The sequence below is a fragment of the Oryzisolibacter sp. LB2S genome, assembly GCF_040732315.1.
GTDB lineage: Bacteria > Pseudomonadota > Gammaproteobacteria > Burkholderiales > Burkholderiaceae_C > Alicycliphilus > Alicycliphilus soli.
Genome location: NZ_CP160388.1, coordinates 1,124,483 through 1,145,433, shown reverse-complemented (window position 1 = coordinate 1,145,433; position 20,951 = coordinate 1,124,483). Strand labels below are relative to the sequence as shown.

Here is a 20,951-nt window from a genome sequence, read left to right as displayed (position 1 = left end):
ACAATGGCCGCGCTGACAGCCCATGACGCCACAACGCGTTGTTACACACGACAAACATCAACACATCGCCATGACCACTGCCCAACACGCCAAAGTACTCATCCTCGGCTCCGGCCCCGCGGGCTACACCGCCGCCATCTACGCCGCGCGCGCCAACCTGAACCCCGTGCTCATCACCGGCATGGCCCAGGGCGGGCAACTGACCACCACCACCGAGGTGGACAACTGGCCTGCCGACGTGGCCGGCGTGCAGGGACCGGAGCTGATGCAGCGCTTTCTCGAGCATGCCGAGCGCTTCAAGACGCAGATCATCTTCGACCACATCAACCAGGTGGATCTGTCCAAGCGCCCGTTCACCCTCACGGGCGACAGCGGCCAGTACACCTGCGACTCGCTCATCATCGCCACGGGCGCCTCTGCCAAGTACCTGGGCCTGCCCTCCGAGGAGGCCTTCATGGGCCGCGGCGTCTCGGCCTGCGCCACCTGTGACGGCTTCTTCTACCGCGACCAGGAGGTGTGCGTGATCGGCGGCGGCAACACCGCCGTGGAGGAGGCCCTGTACCTGGCCAACATCGCCGCCAAGGTGACCCTGGTGCACCGCCGCGACAAGTTCCGCGCCGAGCCCATCCTGGTGGACAAGCTCATGGAGCGCGTGGCCGAGGGCAAGATCGTCCTCAAGACCTTCTTCACCCTCGACGAGGTGCTGGGCGACGCCAGCGGCGTGACCGGCATCCGCATCAAGAGCACCGAGGACGGCCACACCGAGGACATCGCGCTGCAGGGCTGCTTCATCGCCATCGGCCATGCGCCCAATACCGACATCTTCCAGGGCCAGCTGGAGATGGAGGGCGGCTACATCGTCACCCAGGGCGGCCTCAAGGGCTTTGCCACCCAGACCAGCGTGCCCGGCGTGTTTGCCGCAGGCGACGTGCAGGACCATGTCTACCGCCAGGCCATCACCAGCGCCGGCACGGGCTGCATGGCCGCGCTCGATGCCCAGCGCTATCTGGAGCAGCAGGGCTGAATTTTCATGTCGCGCTATAATGCGCGGCTTTGCTGAATTCGGGCCCGCCCGAAAGACGCCGGGTTACCGCCACCCGATTCAACTGGCGAGGTGAGGCTGCCAGCCGCAAGGGCCGGCAGCCGTGCAACTACCGGAGTGTCCTCATGGCACGCGTATGTGAAGTTACGGGCAAGAAGCCCATGGTGGGAAACAACGTTTCCCACGCCAACAACAAGACCAAGCGTCGTTTCCTGCCCAACCTGCAGTACCGTCGTTTCTGGGTGGAAAGCGAAAACCGCTGGGTGCGCCTGCGTGTCTCCAGCGCCGCCCTGCGTCTGATCGACAAGAACGGCATCGACTCCGTGCTCGCAGACATGCGTGCCCGTGGCCAGGCCTGATTCACTGAAGGAGAACCACCATGGCTGCAAAAGGCGGACGCGAAAAGATCAAGCTGGTTTCCACGGCTGAAACCGGTCACTTCTACACCACCACCAAGAACAAGAAGACGATGCCCGAGAAGATGAGCATCATCAAGTTCGATCCCAAGGCTCGCAAGCACGTCGAGTACAAGGAAGCCAAGCTGAAGTAATTCGGCACCGCTCCCACGAAAAAACCGCCACGGCGCAGGCTCTGGCGGTTTTTTCATGGGCTTGCGTCGCCTCCTCTGAGGATCCCCGCCTTCGCGGGGATGACGGTGGCAACAGACGGTGGCAACAGCCCTGTGGCCTTCAGGGCCGCATCACCCTACTTTCTCTGCCACACGGCGGCAAAGAAGCCGTCGGTCTCGTGCCGATGCGGCCACAGGCGCAGGTAGCGCTGGCCGTCCTCGCCGCCGCTGCACAGGCCGGCGGCCTGCTCCACCTTGAGCTGCGCCAGCAGCTCGCCCGCGCTCAGCGGCACGAAGTCGGCATGGGCCGCACCAAAGGCCTTTGCAATGGCCTCGTTCTCCTCGGGCAGCACGCTGCAGGTGGCATAGACCAGGCGCCCGCCGGGTTTGACCAGGCGCGCGGCGCTGGCCAGGATGGCGGCCTGCTTGGCCGTGAGTTCCTGCACCGCCTGTGGGCTCTGGCGCCATTTGAGGTCGGGGTTGCGCCTGAGCGTACCCAGGCCGCTGCAGGGCGCATCGACCAGCACGCGGTCTATCTTGCCGGCCAGGCGCTTGACGCGCTCGTCCCTCTCATGCGCCAGGGCCGCCGGGTGCACGTTGGACAGGCCCGAGCGCGCCAGGCGGGGTTTGAGCGCATCGAGCCGGTGGCCCGACACGTCGAACGCATAGAGCCGCCCGGTGTTGCGCATCTGCGCGCCGATGGCCAGCGTCTTGCCGCCCGCGCCGGCGCAAAAATCGACCACCATCTCGCCGCGCTTGGCGTCCAGCAGCAGCGCGAGCAGCTGCGAGCCCTCGTCCTGCACCTCGAGCGCGCCGCGCGTGAAGGCATCGAGCCGATTGAGCGCGGGCTTTCCCGCCACACGCAGGCCCCAGGGCGAATACGGCGTTGCTACGGATTGAATAGCTGCCTGCGCAAGTTCCTTCTGGATCTGGTCGCGTTTTGCCTGCAGAGTGTTGACGCGCAGGTCCAGCGGCGCCTGCTCCTGCAGGCTGCGCGCCAGGGCCCAGAATTCGTCGCCCAGCTGGGCCTTGAGCGGCTCGGCCAGCCATTGGGGCAGATTGTGGCGCTGGGGTTCGAGCAAGTCCTCCTCGCGCACGGCGTCGCAGGCGTCCACCCAGTCCTTCTCTTGTGGCGTGAGGGCGCTCTTCAGAAAATCGCGCGGGCCGAAAAAGCCCAGGATGGCCAGGCGCCGCTCCTTCGGGCCCGAGCCCGAGCGCGCGAGCTGCTCGAACAAGGGCTTTTTGCGCAGCACGGCGTAGGCCGTCTCGGCCAGCGTGGCGCGCTCGCGCGGGCCCAGGTTGCGATGGTCACGGAAATAGCGCGACACCACGGCGTCGGCCGGGTGTTCGAAGTTCAGGGTCAGACGCACCAGCTCGGCGCAGGCGTCCAGAAGGGCTTTGGGATGCATGGGCGTGATTGTCCCATCTTGCCGCCCGGCCGCGCCGCACCCCGGATAAATGGCAAAAACAGCCTCCAGCCCTTGCTGGACAAGCGCGGCAAGCTATGGTTAACGTAGCAGATGCGCGAGCACCGCACGCGGGTAGATCACATGCTCCTGCGTGAGCACGCGCGCGGCCAGCGTGTCGGCCGTGTCGTCCGGAAGCACCGGCACCACGGCCTGGTCGAGGATGGGGCCGACGTCGAGCTCGGCCGTCACCTCGTGCACGGTGGCCCCGGCAAACCTGCAGCCCGCGTCGATGGCCCTCTGGTGCGTGTGCAGCCCGGTGAAGGCCGGCAGCAGCGAGGGATGGATGTTCACCAGCCGGCCTGCGAAATGCGCCACAAAGCCCGGCGTGAGGATGCGCATGAAGCCCGCCAGCACCACCAGCGCCGGGTCATGGGCGTCGATGGCCTGGGCCAGGGCGGCGTCGAAGGCCTCGCGCGAGGGGTAGGCCTTGTGGTCCAGCACCTCGGTGGCAATGCCCTGCTCGCGCGCCAGGGCCAGGCCCTTGGCATCTGCCTTGTTGCTCAGCACCGCGGCCACGCGGATGCCGTGGCGCCCCGCCCAGTCCTGCTGCTGGGCCGTACGAATGATGGCGGCCATGTTGGAGCCACCGCCAGAGATCAGAATCACGATGTTTTTCATGTGATCCGGATTATCCCGCCATGCCCTTCGACCCCCGACAACGCCCCCTCTCGGCCCCCGAGGCCCGCGTGCTCGCCACGCTGCTGGAAAAGTCCCGCACCGTGCCCGACAGCTACCCGCTCACGCTCAACAGCCTGGTCACAGGCTGCAACCAGAAGACGAGCCGCGAGCCCGTCATGCAGCTCACGGACGACGAGGTGCTGCAGGCGCTCGAGACGCTGCGCGAGCAGGCGCTGGTGGTGGAGATAGGCGGCGCCCGCGTGGCGCGCTGGGAGCACAACTTCGAGCGCGGCATGGGCGTGCCAAGCCAGGCTGCGGCGCTCCTGGGCCTGCTCATGCTGCGCGGCCCGCAGACCGCGGCCGAGCTGCGCCTGAACGCCGAGCGCTGGCACCGCTTTGCCGACACCTCGTCGGTCGAGGCCTTTCTGAACGAGCTGGCCGAGCGCGGCGACGACAAGGGCGGCCCGCTGGTCACGCTGCTGCCGCGTGCGCCCGGCGCGCGCGAGAGCCGCTGGGCCCAGCTGCTGTGCGGCCCGGTCGATGTCGAAGCACTGCAGGCCGCTGCTGGTGGCGGTGGCGGCGCCCCCGCGGCCCCGGCCCTGCAGGCGCGCGTGCAGGCGCTGGAGTCGGACGTGGCCCAGCTGCAGGCCACCGTGCGCCGCCTGTGCGCCGAGCTGGGGCTGGACCCTGCGCTGGACTTGGACTCTGCGCTGTCGCCGCCCGGACAGGAATAGCGCGAACGTCCATGCTACAACCGTCCGCGACATACAAGGAGGCACAGCATGGATCTCGCATTCACCCCCGAAGAACAGGCCTTCCGCGAGGAGGTGCGCGACTGGGTGCGCGCCCATCTGCCGCCCGAGATCGCCCACAAGGTGCACAACGCCCTGCGCCTGACGCGCGACGACATGCAGGGCTGGGCCAGGATCCTGGGCCAGAAGGGCTGGTTGGCCTTTGGCTGGCCCAGGGAGTTCGGCGGCCCGGGCTGGACGGCCGTGCAAAAGCATTTGTTCGAGGAGGAATGCGCCATGGCCGGCGCGCCGCGCATCATGCCCTTCGGCCCGGTGATGGTGGCGCCCGTCATCATGGCCTACGGCACGCCCGAGCAGCAACGGCGCTTCCTGCCCGGCATTGCCGACGGCTCCGTCTGGTGGAGCCAGGGCTACAGCGAGCCGGGCTCGGGCTCGGACCTGGCCAGCCTCAAGACCCGCGCCGAACGCCGCGGCGACAAGTACATCGTCAACGGCCAGAAGACCTGGACCACGCTGGGCCAGCATGGCGACTGGATGTTCAACCTGGTGCGCACCAGCAATGAGGGCAAGCCGCAGACGGGCATCAGCTTTCTGCTGCTGGACATGAAGTCGCCCGGCGTCACCGTGCGACCCATACGACTGCTCGATGGCGAATGCGAGGTCAACGAGGTGTTCTTCGACAACGTCGAGGTGCCGGTGGAGAACCTCATCGGCGAGGAGAACAAGGGCTGGACCTACGCCAAGCTCCTGCTCTCGCACGAGCGCACCAACATCGCCGACGTCAACCGCGCCAAGCGCGAGCTCGAGCGTTTGAAGCGCATCGCCAAAAACGAAGGCCTGTGGGACGACAACCGCTTTCGCGACCAGATCGCCCTGTTGGAGGTGGACGTCGTGGCGCTGGAGATGCTGGTGCTGCGCGTGCTCAGCATGGAAAAGAGCGGCAAGAACCCGCTGGACATCGCGGGCCTCTTGAAGATCCGCGGCAGCGAGATCCAGCAGCGCTACAGCGAACTCATGATGCTGGCCGCCGGCCCGTTCGCGCTGCCGCTGATCCACGAGGCCATGGACGCGGGCTGGCAGGGCGACGCTGCCGCAGGGGCGATCGGCGGTTTCCCTGGCGGCACGCTGGCCAACGCGCCGCTGGCCTCCACCTACTTCAACATGCGCAAGACCACGATCTACGGCGGCAGCAACGAGGTGCAGCGCAACATCGTGGCCCAGACCGTGCTCGGCTGACAGGAGACAACCCCATGGACTTCAACTTCTCCGACGACCAGGAACAACTGCGCGACGCCGTGCGCCGCTGGGTGGACAAGGGCTATGGCTTCGAGCGCCGCCGCGCCATCGTCGCCGCGGGCGGCTTCGACCGCGCGGCCTATGGCGAGCTGGCCGAACTCGGCCTCACGGCCCTGACCGTGCCCGAGGCCCATGGCGGCATGGGCCAGGGCGCCATCGACGCCATGATCGCCATGGAAGAGCTGGGCCGCGGCATCGTGCTCGAGCCGCTGGCGCAGACCTTCATCGCCACCAGCGTGCTGAGCCAGTACGCCAGCGCCGAGCTGCAGGCCGCCTGGCTGCCGCGCATCGCCAGCGGCCAGGCCCTGGTGGTGCTGGCACAGCAGGAGCGCAAGGCCCGCTACCACCTCGATCAATGTGAGGCAAAAGCAGTTGCAACGCCCACCGGATACACGCTGACAGCTATCAAAAACATAGTCCCCGCGGGCGACCAGGCAGACGCCTTCATCGTGCCCGCGCGGCTCGATGGGCAGATTGCGCTGTTTCTGGTGGAGCACGGCGCCGCCGGCAGCACCACGCGCGGCTACGGCCTGCAGGACGGCAGCCGCGGCGCGGATCTGCAGCTCGTCAACACGCCGGCCACGCTCATCACCACCGACGGCCTGGCCGCACTGGAGCTGGCCCAGGACACCGGCATCGCCGCCGCCTGCGCCTACGCCGTGGGCGTGATGGACCAGACCTGCGCCGTCACCTTCGACTACCTGAACCAGCGCCGGCAGTTCGGCGTGCCGATTGCGAGCTTCCAGGCCCTGCGCCACCGCGCGGCCGACATGAAGATGCAGCTCGAGCTCGCGCGCTCCATGAGCTACTACGCCAGCCTCAAGCTAGGCGCCGCGCGCGACGAGCGCCGCCGCGCCCTGTCACGCGCCAAGGTGCAGCTGGGCCAGTCGATGCGCTTCGTGGGCCAGCAGGCCGTGCAGCTCTCCGGCGGCATAGGCGTCACGGACGAGTACATCGTCAGCCACTACTTCAAGACGCTCACGCAGCTCGAGATGGGCTGGGGCGACACCCTGCACCACCTGGGCGAGGTGTCGGCGCGCATGCAGGACCAGGCGGGGGTGTTCGCCTGAATCGGCGCGGCGCCCATGAGGTGCCGTGCGGGGCCGAGGTCAGACACGCGCCGCAACGCCTTTTCGGCGCGGCCTACGGCTAGGCAGAGGGCGCGGGCACGCTGTGCAGCAGCACCGGCAAGGCGCCGTCGCCATTGACGCTCTCGAGCTGCACGCCAAAGCCCCACAGGCGCGCCACATGCTTGAGCACCTCCAGCGCGTCGTCGGCCAGGGGCCGGCCCTGGTACTGGGTGTGGCGCAGGGTCAGGCACCGGTCGCCGCGCAGGTTCACGTTCCAGACCTGGATGTTGGGCTCGCGCACGCCCAGGTCGTACTGCTGCGAGAGCGTCTGGCGCAGCTCGCGGTAGCCGTCCTCGTCATGGATGGCGCTCACCAGCAGTTCGCGCTCGCTCGCGTCGTCGTGGATGGCGAACAGGCGCATCTTGCGCATCAGGTGCGGGCTCAGGTACTGGCCCACGAAGCTCTCGTCCTTGAAGTTCTGCATGGCGTGGTGCAGCGCCGGCAGCCAGGGCGTGCCGGCCAGATCAGGGAACCAGCGTCGGTCTTCCTCCGTGGGCTCCTGGCAGATGCGCTGAATGTCCCGGTACATGGCAAAGCCCAGCGCGTACGGATTGATGCCGCTGTAGGCGGGGTGCCCCACGGGCGGCTGGTAGATCACGTTGGTGTGCGAGGACAGCCATTCGACCATGACGCCGTCGGTCAGCCAGCCCTCGTCGTACAAGGTGTTGAGCAGCGTGTAATGCCAGAAGGTGGCCCAGCCCTCGTTCATGACCTGGGTCTGGCGCTGCGGGTAGAAGTACTGGGCGATCTTGCGCACGATGCGCACGATCTCGCGCTGCCAGGGCTCGAGCAGGGGGGCGTTCTTCTCGATGAAGTAGAGGATGTTCTCCTCGGGCTCCTTGGGGAAGCGCTCCGCCCCCTGCACCGCGCTGTCCTTGCCCGGGCGCGTGGGCAGCGTGCGCCACAGCACGTTGACCTGCTGCTGGGCATAGGCCTCGCGCTGCTCGCGCTCGGCGCGCTCGCGCGCCAGGCTTTTCTTGGACGGGCGGTGATAGCGGTCCACGCCCAGGTTGGTCAGCGCGTGGCAGGAATCGAGCCACTGCTCCACGGTGTCCAGGCCGTAGCGCTCCTCGCACTGGGCCACGAAGTCGCGCGCGTAGACCAGGTAGTCGATGATGCTGCCCGCGTCGGTCCACATGCCGAACAGGTAGTTGCCCTTGAAGAAGCTGTTGTGCCCGTAGGCGGCATGGGCGATGACCAGCGCCTGCATGGCGGTGGTGTTCTCCTCCATCAGGTAGCTGATGCAGGGGTTGGAGTTGATGACGATCTCGTAGGCCAGGCCCATGTGGCCGCGGCGGTAGCGCCTCTCGGTGGCGAGAAACTCCTTGCCGTAGCTCCAGTGGCGATAGCCCACGGGCATGCCCACGCTCGCATAGGCGTCCATCATCTGCTCGGCGGAGATGACCTCGAGCTGGTTGGGGTAGGTGTCCAGGCCATAGCGCTCTGCCGTGGCGGCAATCGCGCCGTGATAGCGCTCGATGAGCTCGAAGGTCCAGTCGCTCGGGTCGGGCAAGGGATGGGCGGGCCGCTTGCCCGCAGGCAGCAGGACGCGGGGCACGCCGCGCTGGCGGCGCTCGGCCGCAGCGGCCTGCTTCCAGGAGTGATGTGCGGCACGGCGCGCCAGCACGGGGTATTGCGAGAGGTTCATGCCGCGGCCCCCTCTTTCTTGAACAGGTCGCGAAACACCGGGTAGATCTCGCTCGCGGCGGCCACCTTGCGCATGGCGAATTGCGGAAACAGCGCCAGCAGCTGGCTGTATTCCTGCCACAGGCTCTGCTCCTCCTGGGCCACCTGCACATAGGCGAAGTAGCGCACCTGCGGCAGGATCTTGCTCTCGAGCAGCGCGCGGCAGTTGCCGCCGTCGTCGTGGAAGTTGTCGCCGTCGCTGGCCTGCGCGACGTAGATGTTCCAGTCGCCCGCAGGGTAGCGCGCACGCATGATCTGCTCGAGCAGTACCAGGGCGCTGCTGACCACGGTGCCGCCGCTCTCGGTGGAGTGAAAGAACGCCTCCTCGTCGACCTCGGCGGCCTGCGTGTGGTGGCGTATGAAGACGATGTCGATCTTCTCGTAGTGGCGCGTGAGAAACAGGTACAGCAGGATGAAGAAGCGCTTGGCCAGGTCCTTGCGCTCCTGGTCCATGGAGCCGGAGACATCCATCACGCAGAACATCACGGCCTGGCTGCTGGGCACGGGCACCTTGGTGCGGTTGCGAAAGCGCAGATCCAGCGGGTCCAGAAAGGCCACCTTGGACACGCGCTCCCTGAGCGCGTCGATGCGCCGCTGCAGCTCGGCCACGGCCTCGCTCGTACCGTCGTCCTGCGCCAGCAGCGCATCGAGCTCCTGCTGCAGCGCGTGCAGCTCGCGGTGCGGCGCCTTGGTCAGCGCAATGCGCCGGCCCAGGGCGCCGCGCATGGTGCGCAGCACGGCCAGGTTGTGCGGCGTGCCATCGTGGCTGTAGCCGGCGCGGCGCGTCTTGTACTGCGGGGTCTCGCCCAGCTGGGTGCGCTGCATGCGCGGCAGGGCCAGGTCCTCGAAGAACAGCTGCATGAACTCCTCGCGCGTGAGCGTGAAGGTGAAGTCATCCTCGCCCTCGCCGCTGTCGCTGGCCTGCGAGCCGCTGCCGCCCGCGCCGCCCTGCGGCCGGGCGATGCGGTCGCCGCGCACATAGTCCTTGTTGCCCGCGTGCACCATGTCGCGAATGCCGCCCTGACCATGGCGGAACACCGGCTCGCGGATGTCCTTGCGCGGGATGGTGATGTTCTCGGCCTGCTCGATATGGCGAATGTCGCGCTTGTCCACGGCACGGCGCACGGCCTCGGCGATCTGCTGCTTGTAGCGGCGGATGAAGCGCTCGCGGTTGCCCACCGACTTGTTCTTGCCGGAGAGCCTGCGGTCGATGATGTGCAAGGCCATCTGTGCTCCCTGGGTGAGGTTGGGCTTGGCGTCAAAACAGGCTGCAGCGCCCTACAGAAAAGCGCAACCAGCTATCAATATTGCAGTATTCAACTGCTCTTGCGCACGCGTAGATACCACTCGCACAAGAGGCGCACCTGCTTGGAGGTGTAGCCCTTGGCCACCATGCGGGTGACGAAGTCCTCGTGCTTGCGCGCATCCTCGGCGCTGGCCTTGGCGTTGAAGCTGATGACGGGCAGGAGCTCCTCGGTGTTGGAGAACATCTTCTTCTCGATCACCAGGCGCAGCTTCTCGTAGCTCGTCCAGCTCGGGTTCTTGCCCTGGTTGTTGGCGCGCGCGCGCAGCACGAAGTTGACGATCTCGTTGCGAAAGTCCTTGGGGTTGGCGATGCCCGCGGGCTTTTCTATCTTCTCGAGCTCGGCGTTCAGCGCATTGCGGTCGAACACCTCGCCGGTGTCGGTATCGCGGTACTCGCTGTCCTGTATCCAGTAGTCGGCATAGGTCACGTAGCGGTCGAAGATGTTCTGGCCGTACTCGCTGTAGCTCTCGAGGTAGGCGGTCTGGATCTCCTTGCCGATGAACTCGGCATAGCGCGGCGAGAGGTATTCCTTGATGAAGCCGGTGTACTTGGTCTCGAGCTCGGCCGGGAACTGCTCGCGCTCGATTTGCTGCTCGAGCACATACATCAGGTGCACGGGGTTGGCCGCCACCTCGGTGCTGTCGTAGTTGAAGACCTTGGACAGGATCTTGAACGCAAAGCGCGTGGAAATGCCGCTCATGCCCTCGTCCACGCCCGCATAGTCGCGGTACTCTTGGAAACTCTTGGCACGCGGGTCGGTGTCCTTGAGGCTCTCGCCGTCGTAGACCTGCATCTTGCTGAAGATGCTGGAGTTCTCCGGCTCCTTCAGGCGCGTGAGCACGGAGAACTGCGCCATCATGCGCAGCGTGCCCGGCGCGCACACGGCGTTGGCGAGCGAGGATTCGCGGATGAGCTTTTCGTAGATCCTGATCTCCTCGGACACGCGCAGGCAGTACGGCACCTTGACGATGTAGATGCGGTCGAGAAAAGCCTCGTTGTTGCGGTTGTTGCGAAACGCCTTCCACTCGCTCTCGTTGCTGTGCGCGAGCACCAGCCCGTCGAACGGAATCGCGCCAAAGCCCTCCGTACCCTTGTAGTTGCCCTCCTGCGTGGCCGTTAGCAAGGGGTGCAGCACCTTGATGGGCGCCTTGAACATCTCGACGAACTCAAGCAGGCCCTGATTGGCCAGGCACAGGCCGCCCGAGTAGCTGTAGGCGTCGGTGTCGTCCTGGGCAAAGTTCTCGAGCTTGCGTATGTCCACCTTGCCCACCAGGCTCGATATGTCCTGGTTGTTCTCGTCACCCGGCTCGGTCTTGGCGATGGCGATCTGCTTGAGGATGCTCGGGTAGCGCTTGACCACGCGGAACTGGCGGATGTCGCCGCCGTATTCCTCCAGGCGCTTGACGGCCCAGGGCGAGAGCACATGCTGCAGGTAGCGGCGCGGAATGCCGTACTGCTCCTCGAGCACCGGGCCGTCCTCGGCCACGTCGAACAGGCCCAGCGGCGACTCGTTCACGGGCGAGCCCTTGAGCGCATAGAACGGCACCTTCTGCATGAGGTATTTGAGGCGCTCGGCGATCGAGCTCTTGCCACCGCCCACCGGGCCCAGCAGATACAGGATCTGCTTGCGCTCCTCCAGCCCCTGCGCGGCGTGGCGGAAGAAGCTCACCACCTGCTCGATGGCGTCCTCCATGCCGTAGAACTCGGCAAACGCCGGGTAGCGGCGGATCACCTTGTTGGCGAACAGGCGCGACAGGCGCGGGTCGTTGCGCGTGTCCACCATCTCGGGCTCGCCGATGGCGGCCAGCATGCGCTGCGCGGCGCTGCCATAGGCCATGGGATCACGCTGGCACAGGGCGAGGTATTCGTCGATCGACATCTCCTCCTCGCGCAGGCGAACATAGCGTGCTGCGTAGTTGCTGATGGCGTCCATATGGCCCTCCTGTGGCGGCACCCCCGGAGCCAACAGTGCCGCAAAGTTGCATGGCTTGATCACTCGTTCGGGATCGTTGTAGCACCTTGTTCCGACTTTGGATAGCGGCGCAAGCCCCACCACACCCCGTGCCCCGAGAGATCATCATCACCCGCCGGAGGTTCCCTGCCACACCCACCGGCGAGCGCCTGTGCCGCGGCGAGGGAATGGCCGCCTGTTGGAGCGTCTTGCACAATGCGTGGCAGCCCCACGGCAGTGGATCAGCCCCGATGTCGCTACATAATAAATAGCTTCTCGGGCTTTACCGGCGGGCACTAATGGCCGATTTTGTTAGAAGCCGCGCAGAACCTGCGGCAGGCCCGGCACCCAGCGCACGGGCTGGACCGCCGCCCTGCCCGCTTGTGCTGCGGCGGGCAGCGGGGCCACGAGATCGGCCACGCTCAGTGCGTCCAGCACCGCCAGGTAGGCGCGCGTGGCGTCGGCCAGCACGCCCTGCAGGCGGCAATGGCTGCTCATGCGGCACTGGTTCAACTCGGGGTTGAAGCACTCGACCATGTCGAAGTCGGTCTCGGTCATGCGCACGATGGCGCCCACATTGATCTCATTGGCAGGCCGCATCAGGCGCATGCCGCCACCGCGCCCGCGCGTGGTGTCCAGCAGCCCCTGGGCGGCAAGCTGCTGCACGATCTTGGTCAGATGGCTGCGCGAGATGGCATGCGCCTCGGCCACCTCGCTGATGGTCACGGGCTGCTCGCGATCCTGGCAGGCCGCGCAGTACATCAGCACGCGCAGCGCGTAGTCGGTCCACTGGGTCAGTCGCATGGGAGATAGCCGTCCATTGCAAAAGATGCACACCCGATGAAGTTTAAAGAATAAAATATTCAAACCACATGAACCTTTAAATACCCGACTATGAGCCTCATCGATTCCAGCCAGGCCATTGGCCAGATCGCCGTGCAACTGCCCGGCGCGACCGCGGTGTTTCGCCGCCTGAAGCTTGATTTCTGCTGCGGCGGCCATATCAGCCTGGAGCAGGCCGCCGGCGACAAGGGCCTGGACCTGCAGGCCGTGGTCGACGAGCTGTCGGCGCTGCAGCGCCCGAGCGAGCTGCCCGACACGGGCACGCCCTCCGAGCTCATCGACCACATCGTCGCCCGCTACCACGAGGTGCACCGCGCCCAGCTGCCCGAGCTGATCCGCATGGCACGCCGTGTGGAGGCCGTGCACCGCGAGAACCCCCACACCCCGCGTGGGCTGGCCGACGCGCTCGAGGCCATGGAGCAGGAGCTGACCCTGCACATGCACAAGGAAGAGGCCGTGCTCTTCCCCATGCTGCGCGCCGGCGGCAACAGCTTCGTGAGCCAGCCCATCGCCATGATGCGCCACGAGCACACCGACCATGGCGAGGCCCTGGAACACATCGCCCGGCTGACCAACGACATCACGCCCCCGGCCGAGGCCTGCAACACCTGGCGCGCGCTGTACTCGGGCCTGGCGCAGCTCAATGACGACCTGATCAACCACATCCACCTCGAGAACAACGTACTGTTCCCGCAGTTCGAGGCCAGGACCGAGCAGGCCGGCTGCGGCTCGGGCTGCGGCTGCAGCTGAGCATGGACACGGCAACACAGACCAAACGCCCGCTCGATGTGGCGGGCATCACCGCGCTGGTGCATGGCTTCTACGCCGACGTGCGCGCCGACGCCCAGCTCGGCCCCCTGTTCGACCGCGTCATAGAGCCGCACTGGGACGCTCATCTGGCGCGCATGGTGGACTTCTGGAGCACGGTGATGCTGGGCGCGCGCAGCTTCAAAGGCGACGTGTTCGGCAAGCACATGGCCGTCGATGGCGTGGAGCCCGAGCATTTCGCCATCTGGCTGCGCCTTTGGGGCCGGCAGACCGATGCGCTGTTCGAGCCCGAGGTGGCGCGCGAGCTGCAGCAGGCGGCGCGCGGCATTGCGCGCAACCTGTTTCGCGGCTATTTCGGCTGAACCGACCTGCGCAGCGGCGCGAGCAGGTCGCGCAGGCCGTTGAGGTCTATCTCGTACATCAGCGCAAGAAGCTGCCCGATCTCGCCGCGCGGAAAGCCCTCGCGCGCAAACCAGTGCAGGTAGTTGGCCGGCAGCTCGGCAATCACCGTGCCGCGGTGCTTGCCGAACGGCATCTCGCGCGTGAACAGCAGCGCCAGCCGCTCGGGCGTGCAGCCCGCGATCTCCATTGCCACCCTCCCCTCACAGCCCGCCGTAGCGGAAGCTGATGCCCGTGAGCACAAAGCCCACCGACAGCAGCGTGACGGCCGCCACATGCCAGGCCATGAGCGGCAGCGTGGCGGCGCTCAGGCGCGGGATCACGCGCAGACGCGCATGCGCGGCCACCAGCGCCGTGCCGGCCAGCAGCAGCAGCTTGGCGGCCACGGCCGTCTCCAGCGCCGAATCGGGGTTGAACCAGCGCACCCAGTCGGGCACGAGCTGCAGCGCCATCCACAGGCCGGAGGCCACCTGAAACGCCAGCGCCGGCATGCCGATTCTTTCGTAGCCCTGCTCGAAGTCCAGCAGCACCTGGGGATTGCGCGCGCGCAACGCGCGCGGCAGCACGGTGAGGGCCAGCACCAGATGGCCACCGGTCCAGACGGTGGCGGCCAGCACATGCAGGGCAAAGATGTAGGGATACATGCGGGAACTTCTGTGGCTAGGCCCTGCGCTGCCTGCAGCGGATAGGCCGGATCGGCAAGTCAGGGCGTGGACGGATGCACGGGCGCTACATTACTACAAAAAAAAGAGCTGCCTGCGCTTTGCTGACAGGCGTTTCAATGGATTTTTTTACCTGATTTTCGATATGCCTCAAGCAGCGCCCGGGCCGGCGATGCGACATCGTTCTGGCTCAGCGCAGGAACGGCAGGGAGGTGAAGATCGACAGCACCGTGGCGTTGATGATGTCGACAAAGAATGCGCCAACCAGCGGGATGATGAGAAACGCCTTGTGCGAAGCGCCGTATTTGGAGGTGATGGCCTGCATGTTCGCCACCGCCGTGGGCGTGGCGCCCATGCCGAAGCCACAGTGGCCCGCGGCGACAACGGCGGCATCGTAGTCCTTGCCCATGGCGCGGAAGGTCGCCACGCTGGCGAACACCGCCATCACAACGGTTTGCACGGCAAGAATCGCCAGCAACGGAATCGCCAGATCCACCAGTTCCCACAACTTGAGCGACAGCAGCGCCATGGCCAGAAATAGCGACAGCGCGACGTTGCCGATCACGTCAACGCAGCGGTCGAACACGTTGAAGTTGAACAGGGGCGTGACCAGATTGCGCACCACCACACCCGTTGCCAAGGCCCAGACGAAGGTCGGAATGGTGATGGGCGCGTTGGGGAAGTTGGTCGAGAAGAAGGTGGAGATATAGGACGAGACGGCCAGGCAGACGGCGAACAGGCTCAAGGTCTCCAGCGCGGACTGTGCGGTGATGAGGCGCACTTGCTCCGGGTTCTCGAATGGATACTGGGCGACATCGATGTAGCCATCCTCGTTGAGCGCAGGCTCGGCCCCGGTGGCATCCAGTGCCTGCTTGTCCGGGGTCGCACCCGAGGAGGTGTGACGCGTGTTGGTCAGATGGTGCTTGGCGATCAAGCGCCGGGCCACTGGCCCGCCCAACAAGCCGCCAATGACCAAACCAAACGTGGCGCAGGCAATGCCCAGCGTCGTTGCGCCGGTAACGCCGATTTCTTCAAGCCGTGGCCCCCAGCCTGCGGCGGTGCCATGCCCGCCGGTCAGCGTGATGGAGCCCGTCACCAGCCCGGTCAGCGGGTGCATGCCAAACAGGGTTGCCACCGTGATACCGGTGATGTTCTGCACCAGAATGAAAATACCCACCACGATGGTCAGTACCACCAGGGGTTTGCCACCTGCCTTGAGCTTGCTGAAATCGGCACCCAGGCCAATGGAGGAGAAAAACATCAGCATCATGGCGGTTTGCAGGCTGCCGTAGATGCTGATGACAAAGCCGAACATGGCATGGGCAATGGTCAGCAAAACCGCTGCCACAAGCCCGCCGACCACCGGCTCGGGGATGTTGAAATCGTTGAGAAGCTTGACCTTCTGAACCAAATACCGGCCAACGATGAGCACGATCGTGGCGACGATCAAGGTGTAGTAGCCATCAAGTACCACGGGTTGCATGTTCACTCCTCTTCTGTTGCCGCACGAGCTTCAATAATGCGGCGGCAGCTCGTCGCGCAGGCTGCGCACTGCCGCTCCACCCTCGGGCTGCTGCTGGCGCAGCTGCACCACTTCGCGCACGAGCTGCTCGATCTGTTGCTGCTGGCGGTAGATGGTCAGGTTGAGCTGGTCGAGCATGTCCTCGGTGAAGGCCACCTTGACCTCCAGCGCCTCGAGGCGCTCTTCCAGCCTCTGCCGTGCGTCGTCCATGGCGTCAGCCTCCGTCAGCCCCGCAGCGCAGCGCCCAGGCGCGCCACGCCCTCGCGAATCTTCGCCACATCGGCCGTGGCGAACGACAGGCGCAGCGTGGCCGGGTCGGGCTGGGCGCAGAAGAACGGCGCGCCCGGCACAAAGGCCACGCCCTGGTCGATGGCGCGCTTGGCGAGCACATTGCCGTCGGCCAGCACGCCGCCCGCACCCGTGAGGCGCGCCCACACGAACAGGCCGCCGCGTGGCTGGACGAAGTCCACGGCCGCGCCCAGTTCGGCGCGCAGCGCATCGCCCATGGCCTGGGCGCGCTCGGCGTACACGGCGCGCACATGGGCCAGCGTGGCCGGCATGCGCCCGGCCTTGAGGTATTGCGCCGCCGTGGCCTGGGCAAAGGTGCTGGTGTGGGCATCACTGAACTGCTTGCACATGGTGGCCTTGGCCAGGAGCTCGGGCGCGGCGATGAGCCAGCCCACGCGCAGGCCGGGCGAGAGCACCTTGCTCAGACTGCCGCAATGCGCCAGCAGCGCGCGGCTGCCCGCCACCTCGTGCGACAGCGCCAGCAGGCTGGGCGGCGGGGCCTCGCCAAAGTACAGGTCGCCATAGGGATCGTCCTCGACGACAAGCGTCTGGTACTTGACGGCCAGCTCCAGCACCTTCTTGCGCCGCGCCAGACTCAGCGTGGCGCCACTGGGGTTGCCGAAGGTGGGAATCAGGTACACAAGCTTGGGCCGGTGCTCGGCGATGAGCCGCTCCAGCGCATCCGTGTTCACGCCATCGCCGTCGATGGGCGCGCTGATGAGCTCGGCGCCATAGAGGCGAAAGCACTGGATGGTGGCGAGAAACGTCGGGCCCTCGACGATCACCTTGTCCCCAGGGCTGATCATGGTCTTGCCCAGCAGGTCCAGCGCCTGCTGGCTGCCGGTGGTGACGATGAGCTCGCCCGGGGCCACGTCCCGCGCGCCCTTTTCGGACATGAAGGCCGAGAGCTGCGCGCGCAGCGGCTCGTAGCCCTCGGTGGCACCGTATTGCAGTGCGGCGCCGGGCTCCTCGGCCAGGGCGCGGGCGCTGGCCTCGCGAATGCCCTCCACGTCGAACATGGCGCTGTCGGGAAAGCCGCCCGCAAAGCTGATGATGCCGGGCTTGCCCAGCAGCTTGAACAGCTCGCGGATGGCGGAGGTTTCTACGTTGTCGAGACGGTCGGCAAATTGCATGGCGTGGGTGGCAGAGCGGTTGGCGAACAATCCTGCATTGTCGCCAATCGCGGCGCCCTCGCCGGCGCGGTGACAATCACCGCCATGAAGCCCCGCGATATAGAAGCCTTCTTCGCCACCCTCAAGGCCGCCAACCCCCAGCCCAATACCGAGCTGGAATACACCAATGTGTTCGAGCTGCTGGCCGCGGTACTGCTCTCGGCCCAGGCCACCGACGTGGGCGTGAACAAGGCCACGTGCCGGCTGTTCCCGGTGGCGAACACGCCCCAGGCCATCCTCGACCTGGGCCTGGAGGGCTTGGAGGGCTACATCAAGACCATAGGCCTGTACCGCACCAAGGCCAAGAACCTGCTGGCCACCTGCCGCATCCTGGTGGAGCAGCATGGCGGCCAGGTGCCGCGCACGCGCGAGGCGCTCGAGCAGTTGCCCGGCGTGGGGCGCAAGACGGCCAACGTGGTGCTCAACGTGGCCTTCGGCCAGCCCACCATGGCGGTGGACACGCATATCTTTCGCGTGTCCAACCGCACGGGCCTGGCGCCGGGCAGGAACCCGCTGGAGGTGGAGCAGCGCCTGCTCGAACGCGTGCCGCAGCAGTACCTGGTGGACGCGCACCACTGGCTGATCCTGCTGGGCCGCTATGTCTGCCAGGCGCGCAAGCCACGCTGCTGGGAATGCGCTGTGGCGCCCTATTGCGACTACGAGCCCAAGACGCCGGCGCCTTGAGCGGCGCCGGCAATCTGGGCCATCACAGCCCTTCGTCGGCCTGCATGTCCTTGCGGTAGGTGCTGTAGACGATCACGGGCACGCCCAACTCGCCCAGGTATTGCGTGATGAGCGGCCTGACCTCGTCCCACTCCAGGCCGCCCACACCCGTGGCCAGACGCGGCAGGGCGACGCTGGTGATCTGCTCCTGGCGCACGAAGCGGGCCAGGTTCTGCAGCGCGGCGCGCACGTTTTCGATGCTGGCCTTGCCAGGTTTTGCCGTCGGGCCCTGGCCCAGCGTGTTCTGCGTGACCAGGTTCATGATGCGGCGCACGCCGCCGCCTTCCTGCACGCCCGTCCACGCCCAGACCTCGCCCGCGCCTATGGCGTTGGAACGCGTGTCGTGGCGGTAGTCCTTGACCAGCGAAGGCCAGCGCTCGCGCAGCGCCAGGGCCAGGCCGCTGTCGAAGGGGTCCTGGGCCGAAATGCCATGTGCCAACAGATCCGCCTTGCTGAGCAGGATGTCGCCGGTGACTTCTTTGATCATTCGCTGTCCTTTCTGTGATGGAGGTGGGCAATACCGTTTGCCCTTCCCTCACAGAAACCATAGCACCCCAGGGTTTACCCGCATTAACCCAGATCAAGACTCGCTGGGCCCGGCGACACCCGCGCTCTCGAAGCTCGCCATCTCGCGCAGCACGCGGCAGGCCGATTCCAGCAGCGGCCAGGCCAGGGCGGCGCCCGAGCCTTCGCCCAGGCGCAGGCCCATGTCCAGCAGCGGCTCGGCCTGCAGCGCCTGCAGCATGAACGCATGGCCGCGCTCGCCCGAGCGGTGGGCGAACACGCAGCGCTGCAGCACATGGGGCGCCAGGCGTGCGGCCACCAGCACGGCGGCGCTGGTGATGAAGCCGTCGACCACGATCACGCGGCGCTCGGCCGCGGCCTGCAGCACGGCGCCCGTGAGCGTGGCGACCTCGAACCCGCCCAGGGCCGCGAGCGCGGCCAGCGGCTCGGTGGCACCGGCGTTGGCATCGAGCGCCCGCTGCAGCACGGCGCGCTTGCGTGCGATGCCCGTCTCGTCCAGCCCCGTGCCGGCGCCCACGCAGTCGGCCAGCGCCACGCCGGCGAGCCGCGCCAGCAGCAGCGAGGCCACCGAGGTGTTGCCTATGCCCATCTCACCCAGCAGCAGCACATTGCCGGGCAGGCCGCGCACGATGGCCATGCCGTTGGCCAGCGCCTGCTCGCACTGCGCGGCGCTCATGGCCGGGCCGCCGCTCGCGTCCTGCGTGCCCGCGGCAATGCGGCAGCTGACCAGGCGCGGCGCCCCCGGTGCGGCCGCGCGCGCGGGAATCTCGCGCGCCACGCCGCAGTCGGCCACGGTGAGCTGCAGGCCATGCTGGCGTGCCAGCACGCTCACGGCAGCGCCGCCGGCGAGGAAGTTCTCCACCATCTGCCAGGTCACGTCGCTTGGGTAGGCGGACACGCCCCGCGCCGCCAGGCCATGGTCGGCCGCGCAGACCAGCACCTGCGGCGCGCGCAGCACGGGGGTGTCGGTGCCCAGGATCTGGCCCAGGCGCAATGCGAGCGCCTCCAGGCGCCCGAGTGCGCCCAGCGGCTTGGTCTTGTGGTCCAGCCGGTGCTGCAGGGCGACCGTGAGCTGCGGGTCTGCGAGGTCGGCAATCGGAGGCAGCGTGAAGGACGTAGAGGTAGTCGATGGGGTGGTCATGGATGTTGCAACTATGGACAAAGAAAGCGCGGCCCGCGCACGGGCCTGCGCATCGATGAAAGCAGGTGGAATGGGTGGGCTCGGCGTCTCACACCGCGCCGGCGCGCCGGCTGCGCTGCGCCGCGGCCTGGTCGCGCCGCAGGTGCTCGACGAGCGGCTGCCGGTCGTCGCGCCGGCCCCACTGCTCGAAGTACACCAGCTCTTCCATGGGCAGGCGCGGCAGCCAGCCGGCGGTCTCGAGCTCGGGCCGGTCGTGAAAATGGCTCACATAGCCCACGCACAGGTAGGCGATGGGGGTGATGTTCCTGGGGATGGCCAGCGCCTGCTGCAGGTCGGCCTGGTGAAAGATGCTGACCCAGCCCACGCCCAGCCCCTCGGCGCGCGCGGCCAGCCACAGGTTCTGCACGGCGCAGACGCTGCTGTACAGGTCCATGGTCTTCATGTGGGTGCGCCCCAGCACCACGGGCCCGGTGCGCTCGCGGTCGCAGGTGATGCAGATGCCGACGGGCGCCTCCAGAATGCCCTCGAGCTTGAGGCGCTGGTACATGGCGCGTTTTTCGTCCTGGAACATGTCGGCGGCCTCGGCATGGGCCCTGGCGAAGGCGTCGTGCACGCGGCGCTTGGCGTCCTGCGCGCGCACCACGAGGAAGTTCCAGGGCTGCATGAAGCCCACCGAGGGCGCATGGTGCGCGGCGGTGAGGATGCGGCTCAGCACCTCGTCGGGCACGGGCGTGGGCAGAAACTGCCCGCGCACGTCACGGCGCGAAAAAATGGCGTGGTAGACGGCGTCGCGGGCCTCGGGTGTAAAGGCGTGCGCGCCTGGCGTGGCTTGCGCCTCGTCGGTATTCATGGCAGTCCCCTGTGCGTGAATAGATCGCACGCTGCCCGGCCTTGCAGCGCGTTGAACGTTCAGGCCGGTCTTCTGGCTCGGACTCCACTGGCCCCCGCGCCTTCCCGGCCTTGGCGGCCAGTGGCATCGAGCGGGGGTCATCCTCCTTACAGCGTTGGGCACGCGGCGGACTTGCACCGCCTTCCCGATTCTCCCCCGGCCTTGCGACCACGGGCACCTGAGGGCGCGGATGATAGCAAC

Annotated in this window: 23 protein-coding genes and 1 riboswitch; of the genes, 9 read left to right on the top strand and 14 right to left on the bottom strand. The window is 66.9% G+C overall.

What is annotated here, in order from left to right; all coding sequences use genetic code 11:
• Window positions 1–70: 70 nt before the first annotated feature.
• From trxB to rpmG, 3 genes are all read left to right on the top strand, one after another.
• On the top strand, window positions 71–1,024 hold the full coding sequence (gene trxB / locus ABUE11_RS05440; RefSeq protein ID WP_367068032.1) for a thioredoxin-disulfide reductase: 954 nt from the start codon (window positions 71–73) through the stop codon (window positions 1,022–1,024).
• Window positions 1,025–1,167: 143 nt separating this feature from the next.
• Window positions 1,168–1,401 carry a 50S ribosomal protein L28 gene (gene rpmB, locus ABUE11_RS05435; protein ID WP_003058229.1) on the top strand — a complete coding sequence of 78 codons (234 nt, stop codon included), beginning with the start codon at window positions 1,168–1,170 and terminating at the stop codon, window positions 1,399–1,401.
• A 20-nt stretch (window positions 1,402–1,421) separates the two neighbouring features.
• Window positions 1,422–1,592 (top strand): 50S ribosomal protein L33, encoded by a 171-nt coding sequence (gene rpmG / locus ABUE11_RS05430; protein ID WP_013518066.1) that lies wholly within the window; start codon window positions 1,422–1,424, stop codon window positions 1,590–1,592.
• Between the two features lie 155 nt (window positions 1,593–1,747).
• On the opposite strand, the gene ABUE11_RS05425 is transcribed toward rpmG, so the two are convergent.
• Window positions 1,748–3,019, bottom strand: a complete 1,272-nt coding sequence (locus tag ABUE11_RS05425) for an RsmB/NOP family class I SAM-dependent RNA methyltransferase (RefSeq protein ID WP_367068030.1) — start codon at window positions 3,017–3,019, stop codon at window positions 1,748–1,750.
• A gap of 99 nt (window positions 3,020–3,118) precedes the next feature.
• Entirely contained in the window at window positions 3,119–3,697 is a 579-nt protein-coding gene (purN, locus tag ABUE11_RS05420) for a phosphoribosylglycinamide formyltransferase (protein ID WP_367068029.1), read from the bottom strand.
• A 20-nt stretch (window positions 3,698–3,717) separates the two neighbouring features.
• Here purN and ABUE11_RS05415 point away from each other — a divergent pair, with 20 nt between their 5' ends.
• From ABUE11_RS05415 to ABUE11_RS05405, 3 genes are read left to right on the top strand one after another with little or no spacing between them, the layout of a single operon-like run.
• The gene (locus ABUE11_RS05415; RefSeq protein WP_367068027.1) at window positions 3,718–4,431 is read left to right on the top strand and encodes a YceH family protein; all 714 of its coding nucleotides are present in this window, start codon (window positions 3,718–3,720) and stop codon (window positions 4,429–4,431) included.
• A 48-nt stretch (window positions 4,432–4,479) separates the two neighbouring features.
• Window positions 4,480–5,685, top strand: a complete 1,206-nt coding sequence (locus ABUE11_RS05410; protein WP_367068025.1) for an acyl-CoA dehydrogenase family protein — start codon at window positions 4,480–4,482, stop codon at window positions 5,683–5,685.
• 14 nt (window positions 5,686–5,699) lie between these two features.
• Window positions 5,700–6,815 (top strand): acyl-CoA dehydrogenase, encoded by a 1,116-nt coding sequence (locus ABUE11_RS05405; protein ID WP_367068024.1) that lies wholly within the window; start codon window positions 5,700–5,702, stop codon window positions 6,813–6,815.
• A gap of 79 nt (window positions 6,816–6,894) precedes the next feature.
• Here ABUE11_RS05405 and ABUE11_RS05400 read toward each other — a convergent pair whose 3' ends face one another.
• The 4 genes from ABUE11_RS05400 to ABUE11_RS05385 form a co-directional block, all read right to left on the bottom strand.
• On the bottom strand, window positions 6,895–8,523 hold the full coding sequence (locus ABUE11_RS05400; protein WP_367068023.1) for a SpoVR family protein: 1,629 nt from the start codon (window positions 8,521–8,523) through the stop codon (window positions 6,895–6,897).
• A complete protein-coding gene (locus tag ABUE11_RS05395) occupies window positions 8,520–9,788 on the bottom strand; it encodes a YeaH/YhbH family protein (RefSeq protein WP_367068022.1) in 1,269 nt (422 codons plus the stop codon). The genes ABUE11_RS05400 and ABUE11_RS05395 overlap by 4 nt, the downstream gene beginning before the upstream one ends.
• Window positions 9,789–9,877: 89 nt before the next feature.
• On the bottom strand, window positions 9,878–11,800 hold the full coding sequence (locus tag ABUE11_RS05390; protein WP_367068021.1) for a PrkA family serine protein kinase: 1,923 nt from the start codon (window positions 11,798–11,800) through the stop codon (window positions 9,878–9,880).
• A 330-nt stretch (window positions 11,801–12,130) separates the two neighbouring features.
• Window positions 12,131–12,622, bottom strand: a complete 492-nt coding sequence (locus ABUE11_RS05385) for an Rrf2 family transcriptional regulator (protein ID WP_367068020.1) — start codon at window positions 12,620–12,622, stop codon at window positions 12,131–12,133.
• A gap of 90 nt (window positions 12,623–12,712) precedes the next feature.
• Here ABUE11_RS05385 and ytfE point away from each other — a divergent pair, with 90 nt between their 5' ends.
• Together ytfE and ABUE11_RS05375 are read left to right on the top strand one after the other, a co-directional pair.
• Entirely contained in the window at window positions 12,713–13,411 is a 699-nt protein-coding gene (ytfE, locus tag ABUE11_RS05380; RefSeq protein ID WP_367068019.1) for an iron-sulfur cluster repair protein YtfE, read from the top strand.
• A gap of 2 nt (window positions 13,412–13,413) precedes the next feature.
• The gene (locus ABUE11_RS05375; protein ID WP_367068017.1) at window positions 13,414–13,791 is read left to right on the top strand and encodes a group III truncated hemoglobin; all 378 of its coding nucleotides are present in this window, start codon (window positions 13,414–13,416) and stop codon (window positions 13,789–13,791) included.
• Here the strand turns inward: ABUE11_RS05375 and ABUE11_RS05370 are convergent.
• The 5 genes from ABUE11_RS05370 to ABUE11_RS05350 form a co-directional block, all read right to left on the bottom strand.
• The gene (locus ABUE11_RS05370) at window positions 13,779–14,018 is read right to left on the bottom strand and encodes a DUF3820 family protein (protein WP_367068016.1); all 240 of its coding nucleotides are present in this window, start codon (window positions 14,016–14,018) and stop codon (window positions 13,779–13,781) included. The two genes, ABUE11_RS05375 and ABUE11_RS05370, sit on opposite strands and share 13 nt — an antisense overlap.
• A 13-nt stretch (window positions 14,019–14,031) precedes the next feature.
• Window positions 14,032–14,472, bottom strand: coding sequence for a CopD family protein (locus ABUE11_RS05365; RefSeq protein WP_367068015.1), 441 nt, complete (start codon window positions 14,470–14,472; stop codon window positions 14,032–14,034).
• Between the two features lie 208 nt (window positions 14,473–14,680).
• Entirely contained in the window at window positions 14,681–15,973 is a 1,293-nt protein-coding gene (gene gltS / locus ABUE11_RS05360; RefSeq protein WP_367068013.1) for a sodium/glutamate symporter, read from the bottom strand.
• A gap of 30 nt (window positions 15,974–16,003) precedes the next feature.
• Window positions 16,004–16,222, bottom strand: coding sequence for a SlyX family protein (locus tag ABUE11_RS05355; protein ID WP_367068012.1), 219 nt, complete (start codon window positions 16,220–16,222; stop codon window positions 16,004–16,006).
• A 14-nt stretch (window positions 16,223–16,236) separates the two neighbouring features.
• Window positions 16,237–17,433, bottom strand: a complete 1,197-nt coding sequence (locus tag ABUE11_RS05350; RefSeq protein ID WP_367068011.1) for a PLP-dependent aminotransferase family protein — start codon at window positions 17,431–17,433, stop codon at window positions 16,237–16,239.
• Between the two features lie 84 nt (window positions 17,434–17,517).
• Here ABUE11_RS05350 and nth point away from each other — a divergent pair, with 84 nt between their 5' ends.
• A complete protein-coding gene (gene nth / locus ABUE11_RS05345; protein ID WP_367068010.1) occupies window positions 17,518–18,156 on the top strand; it encodes an endonuclease III in 639 nt (212 codons plus the stop codon).
• 22 nt (window positions 18,157–18,178) lie between these two features.
• Here the strand turns inward: nth and ABUE11_RS05340 are convergent, their stop codons facing one another.
• From ABUE11_RS05340 to bluB, 3 genes are all read right to left on the bottom strand, one after another.
• Window positions 18,179–18,682: a macro domain-containing protein gene (locus ABUE11_RS05340; protein WP_367068009.1), complete on the bottom strand. Its 504-nt coding sequence runs from the start codon at window positions 18,680–18,682 to the stop codon at window positions 18,179–18,181.
• 93 nt (window positions 18,683–18,775) lie between these two features.
• A complete protein-coding gene (gene cobT / locus ABUE11_RS05335) occupies window positions 18,776–19,861 on the bottom strand; it encodes a nicotinate-nucleotide--dimethylbenzimidazole phosphoribosyltransferase (protein WP_367068008.1) in 1,086 nt (361 codons plus the stop codon).
• 88 nt (window positions 19,862–19,949) lie between these two features.
• Window positions 19,950–20,711 (bottom strand): 5,6-dimethylbenzimidazole synthase, encoded by a 762-nt coding sequence (bluB, locus tag ABUE11_RS05330; RefSeq protein ID WP_367068007.1) that lies wholly within the window; start codon window positions 20,709–20,711, stop codon window positions 19,950–19,952.
• Between the two features lie 44 nt (window positions 20,712–20,755).
• Window positions 20,756–20,947, bottom strand: a riboswitch (cobalamin riboswitch).
• Window positions 20,948–20,951: the final 4 nt, after the last annotated feature.

What these genes read in the sequence shown, in the direction of transcription:
- ABUE11_RS05355 (WP_367068012.1), bottom strand. Translation starts at nt 16,222, where the DNA reads ATGGACGACGCACGGCAGAGGCTGGAAGAGCGCCTCGAGGCGCTGGAG.
- ABUE11_RS05425 (WP_367068030.1), bottom strand. Translation starts at nt 3,019, where the DNA reads ATGCATCCCAAAGCCCTTCTGGACGCCTGCGCCGAGCTGGTGCGTCTG.
- gltS (WP_367068013.1), bottom strand. Translation starts at nt 15,973, where the DNA reads ATGCAACCCGTGGTACTTGATGGCTACTACACCTTGATCGTCGCCACG.
- ABUE11_RS05365 (WP_367068015.1), bottom strand. Translation starts at nt 14,472, where the DNA reads ATGTATCCCTACATCTTTGCCCTGCATGTGCTGGCCGCCACCGTCTGG.
- ABUE11_RS05385 (WP_367068020.1), bottom strand. Translation starts at nt 12,622, where the DNA reads ATGCGACTGACCCAGTGGACCGACTACGCGCTGCGCGTGCTGATGTAC.
- purN (WP_367068029.1), bottom strand. Translation starts at nt 3,697, where the DNA reads ATGAAAAACATCGTGATTCTGATCTCTGGCGGTGGCTCCAACATGGCC.
- ABUE11_RS05410 (WP_367068025.1), top strand. Translation starts at nt 4,480, where the DNA reads ATGGATCTCGCATTCACCCCCGAAGAACAGGCCTTCCGCGAGGAGGTG.
- ABUE11_RS05415 (WP_367068027.1), top strand. Translation starts at nt 3,718, where the DNA reads ATGCCCTTCGACCCCCGACAACGCCCCCTCTCGGCCCCCGAGGCCCGC.
- cobT (WP_367068008.1), bottom strand. Translation starts at nt 19,861, where the DNA reads ATGACCACCCCATCGACTACCTCTACGTCCTTCACGCTGCCTCCGATT.
- ABUE11_RS05370 (WP_367068016.1), bottom strand. Translation starts at nt 14,018, where the DNA reads ATGGAGATCGCGGGCTGCACGCCCGAGCGGCTGGCGCTGCTGTTCACG.
- ABUE11_RS05405 (WP_367068024.1), top strand. Translation starts at nt 5,700, where the DNA reads ATGGACTTCAACTTCTCCGACGACCAGGAACAACTGCGCGACGCCGTG.
- ABUE11_RS05400 (WP_367068023.1), bottom strand. Translation starts at nt 8,523, where the DNA reads ATGAACCTCTCGCAATACCCCGTGCTGGCGCGCCGTGCCGCACATCAC.
- bluB (WP_367068007.1), bottom strand. Translation starts at nt 20,711, where the DNA reads ATGAATACCGACGAGGCGCAAGCCACGCCAGGCGCGCACGCCTTTACA.
- rpmB (WP_003058229.1), top strand. Translation starts at nt 1,168, where the DNA reads ATGGCACGCGTATGTGAAGTTACGGGCAAGAAGCCCATGGTGGGAAAC.
- rpmG (WP_013518066.1), top strand. Translation starts at nt 1,422, where the DNA reads ATGGCTGCAAAAGGCGGACGCGAAAAGATCAAGCTGGTTTCCACGGCT.
- ABUE11_RS05350 (WP_367068011.1), bottom strand. Translation starts at nt 17,433, where the DNA reads ATGCAATTTGCCGACCGTCTCGACAACGTAGAAACCTCCGCCATCCGC.
- ABUE11_RS05390 (WP_367068021.1), bottom strand. Translation starts at nt 11,800, where the DNA reads ATGGACGCCATCAGCAACTACGCAGCACGCTATGTTCGCCTGCGCGAG.
- ABUE11_RS05375 (WP_367068017.1), top strand. Translation starts at nt 13,414, where the DNA reads ATGGACACGGCAACACAGACCAAACGCCCGCTCGATGTGGCGGGCATC.
- ABUE11_RS05395 (WP_367068022.1), bottom strand. Translation starts at nt 9,788, where the DNA reads ATGGCCTTGCACATCATCGACCGCAGGCTCTCCGGCAAGAACAAGTCG.
- nth (WP_367068010.1), top strand. Translation starts at nt 17,518, where the DNA reads ATGAAGCCCCGCGATATAGAAGCCTTCTTCGCCACCCTCAAGGCCGCC.
- trxB (WP_367068032.1), top strand. Translation starts at nt 71, where the DNA reads ATGACCACTGCCCAACACGCCAAAGTACTCATCCTCGGCTCCGGCCCC.
- ABUE11_RS05340 (WP_367068009.1), bottom strand. Translation starts at nt 18,682, where the DNA reads ATGATCAAAGAAGTCACCGGCGACATCCTGCTCAGCAAGGCGGATCTG.
- ytfE (WP_367068019.1), top strand. Translation starts at nt 12,713, where the DNA reads ATGAGCCTCATCGATTCCAGCCAGGCCATTGGCCAGATCGCCGTGCAA.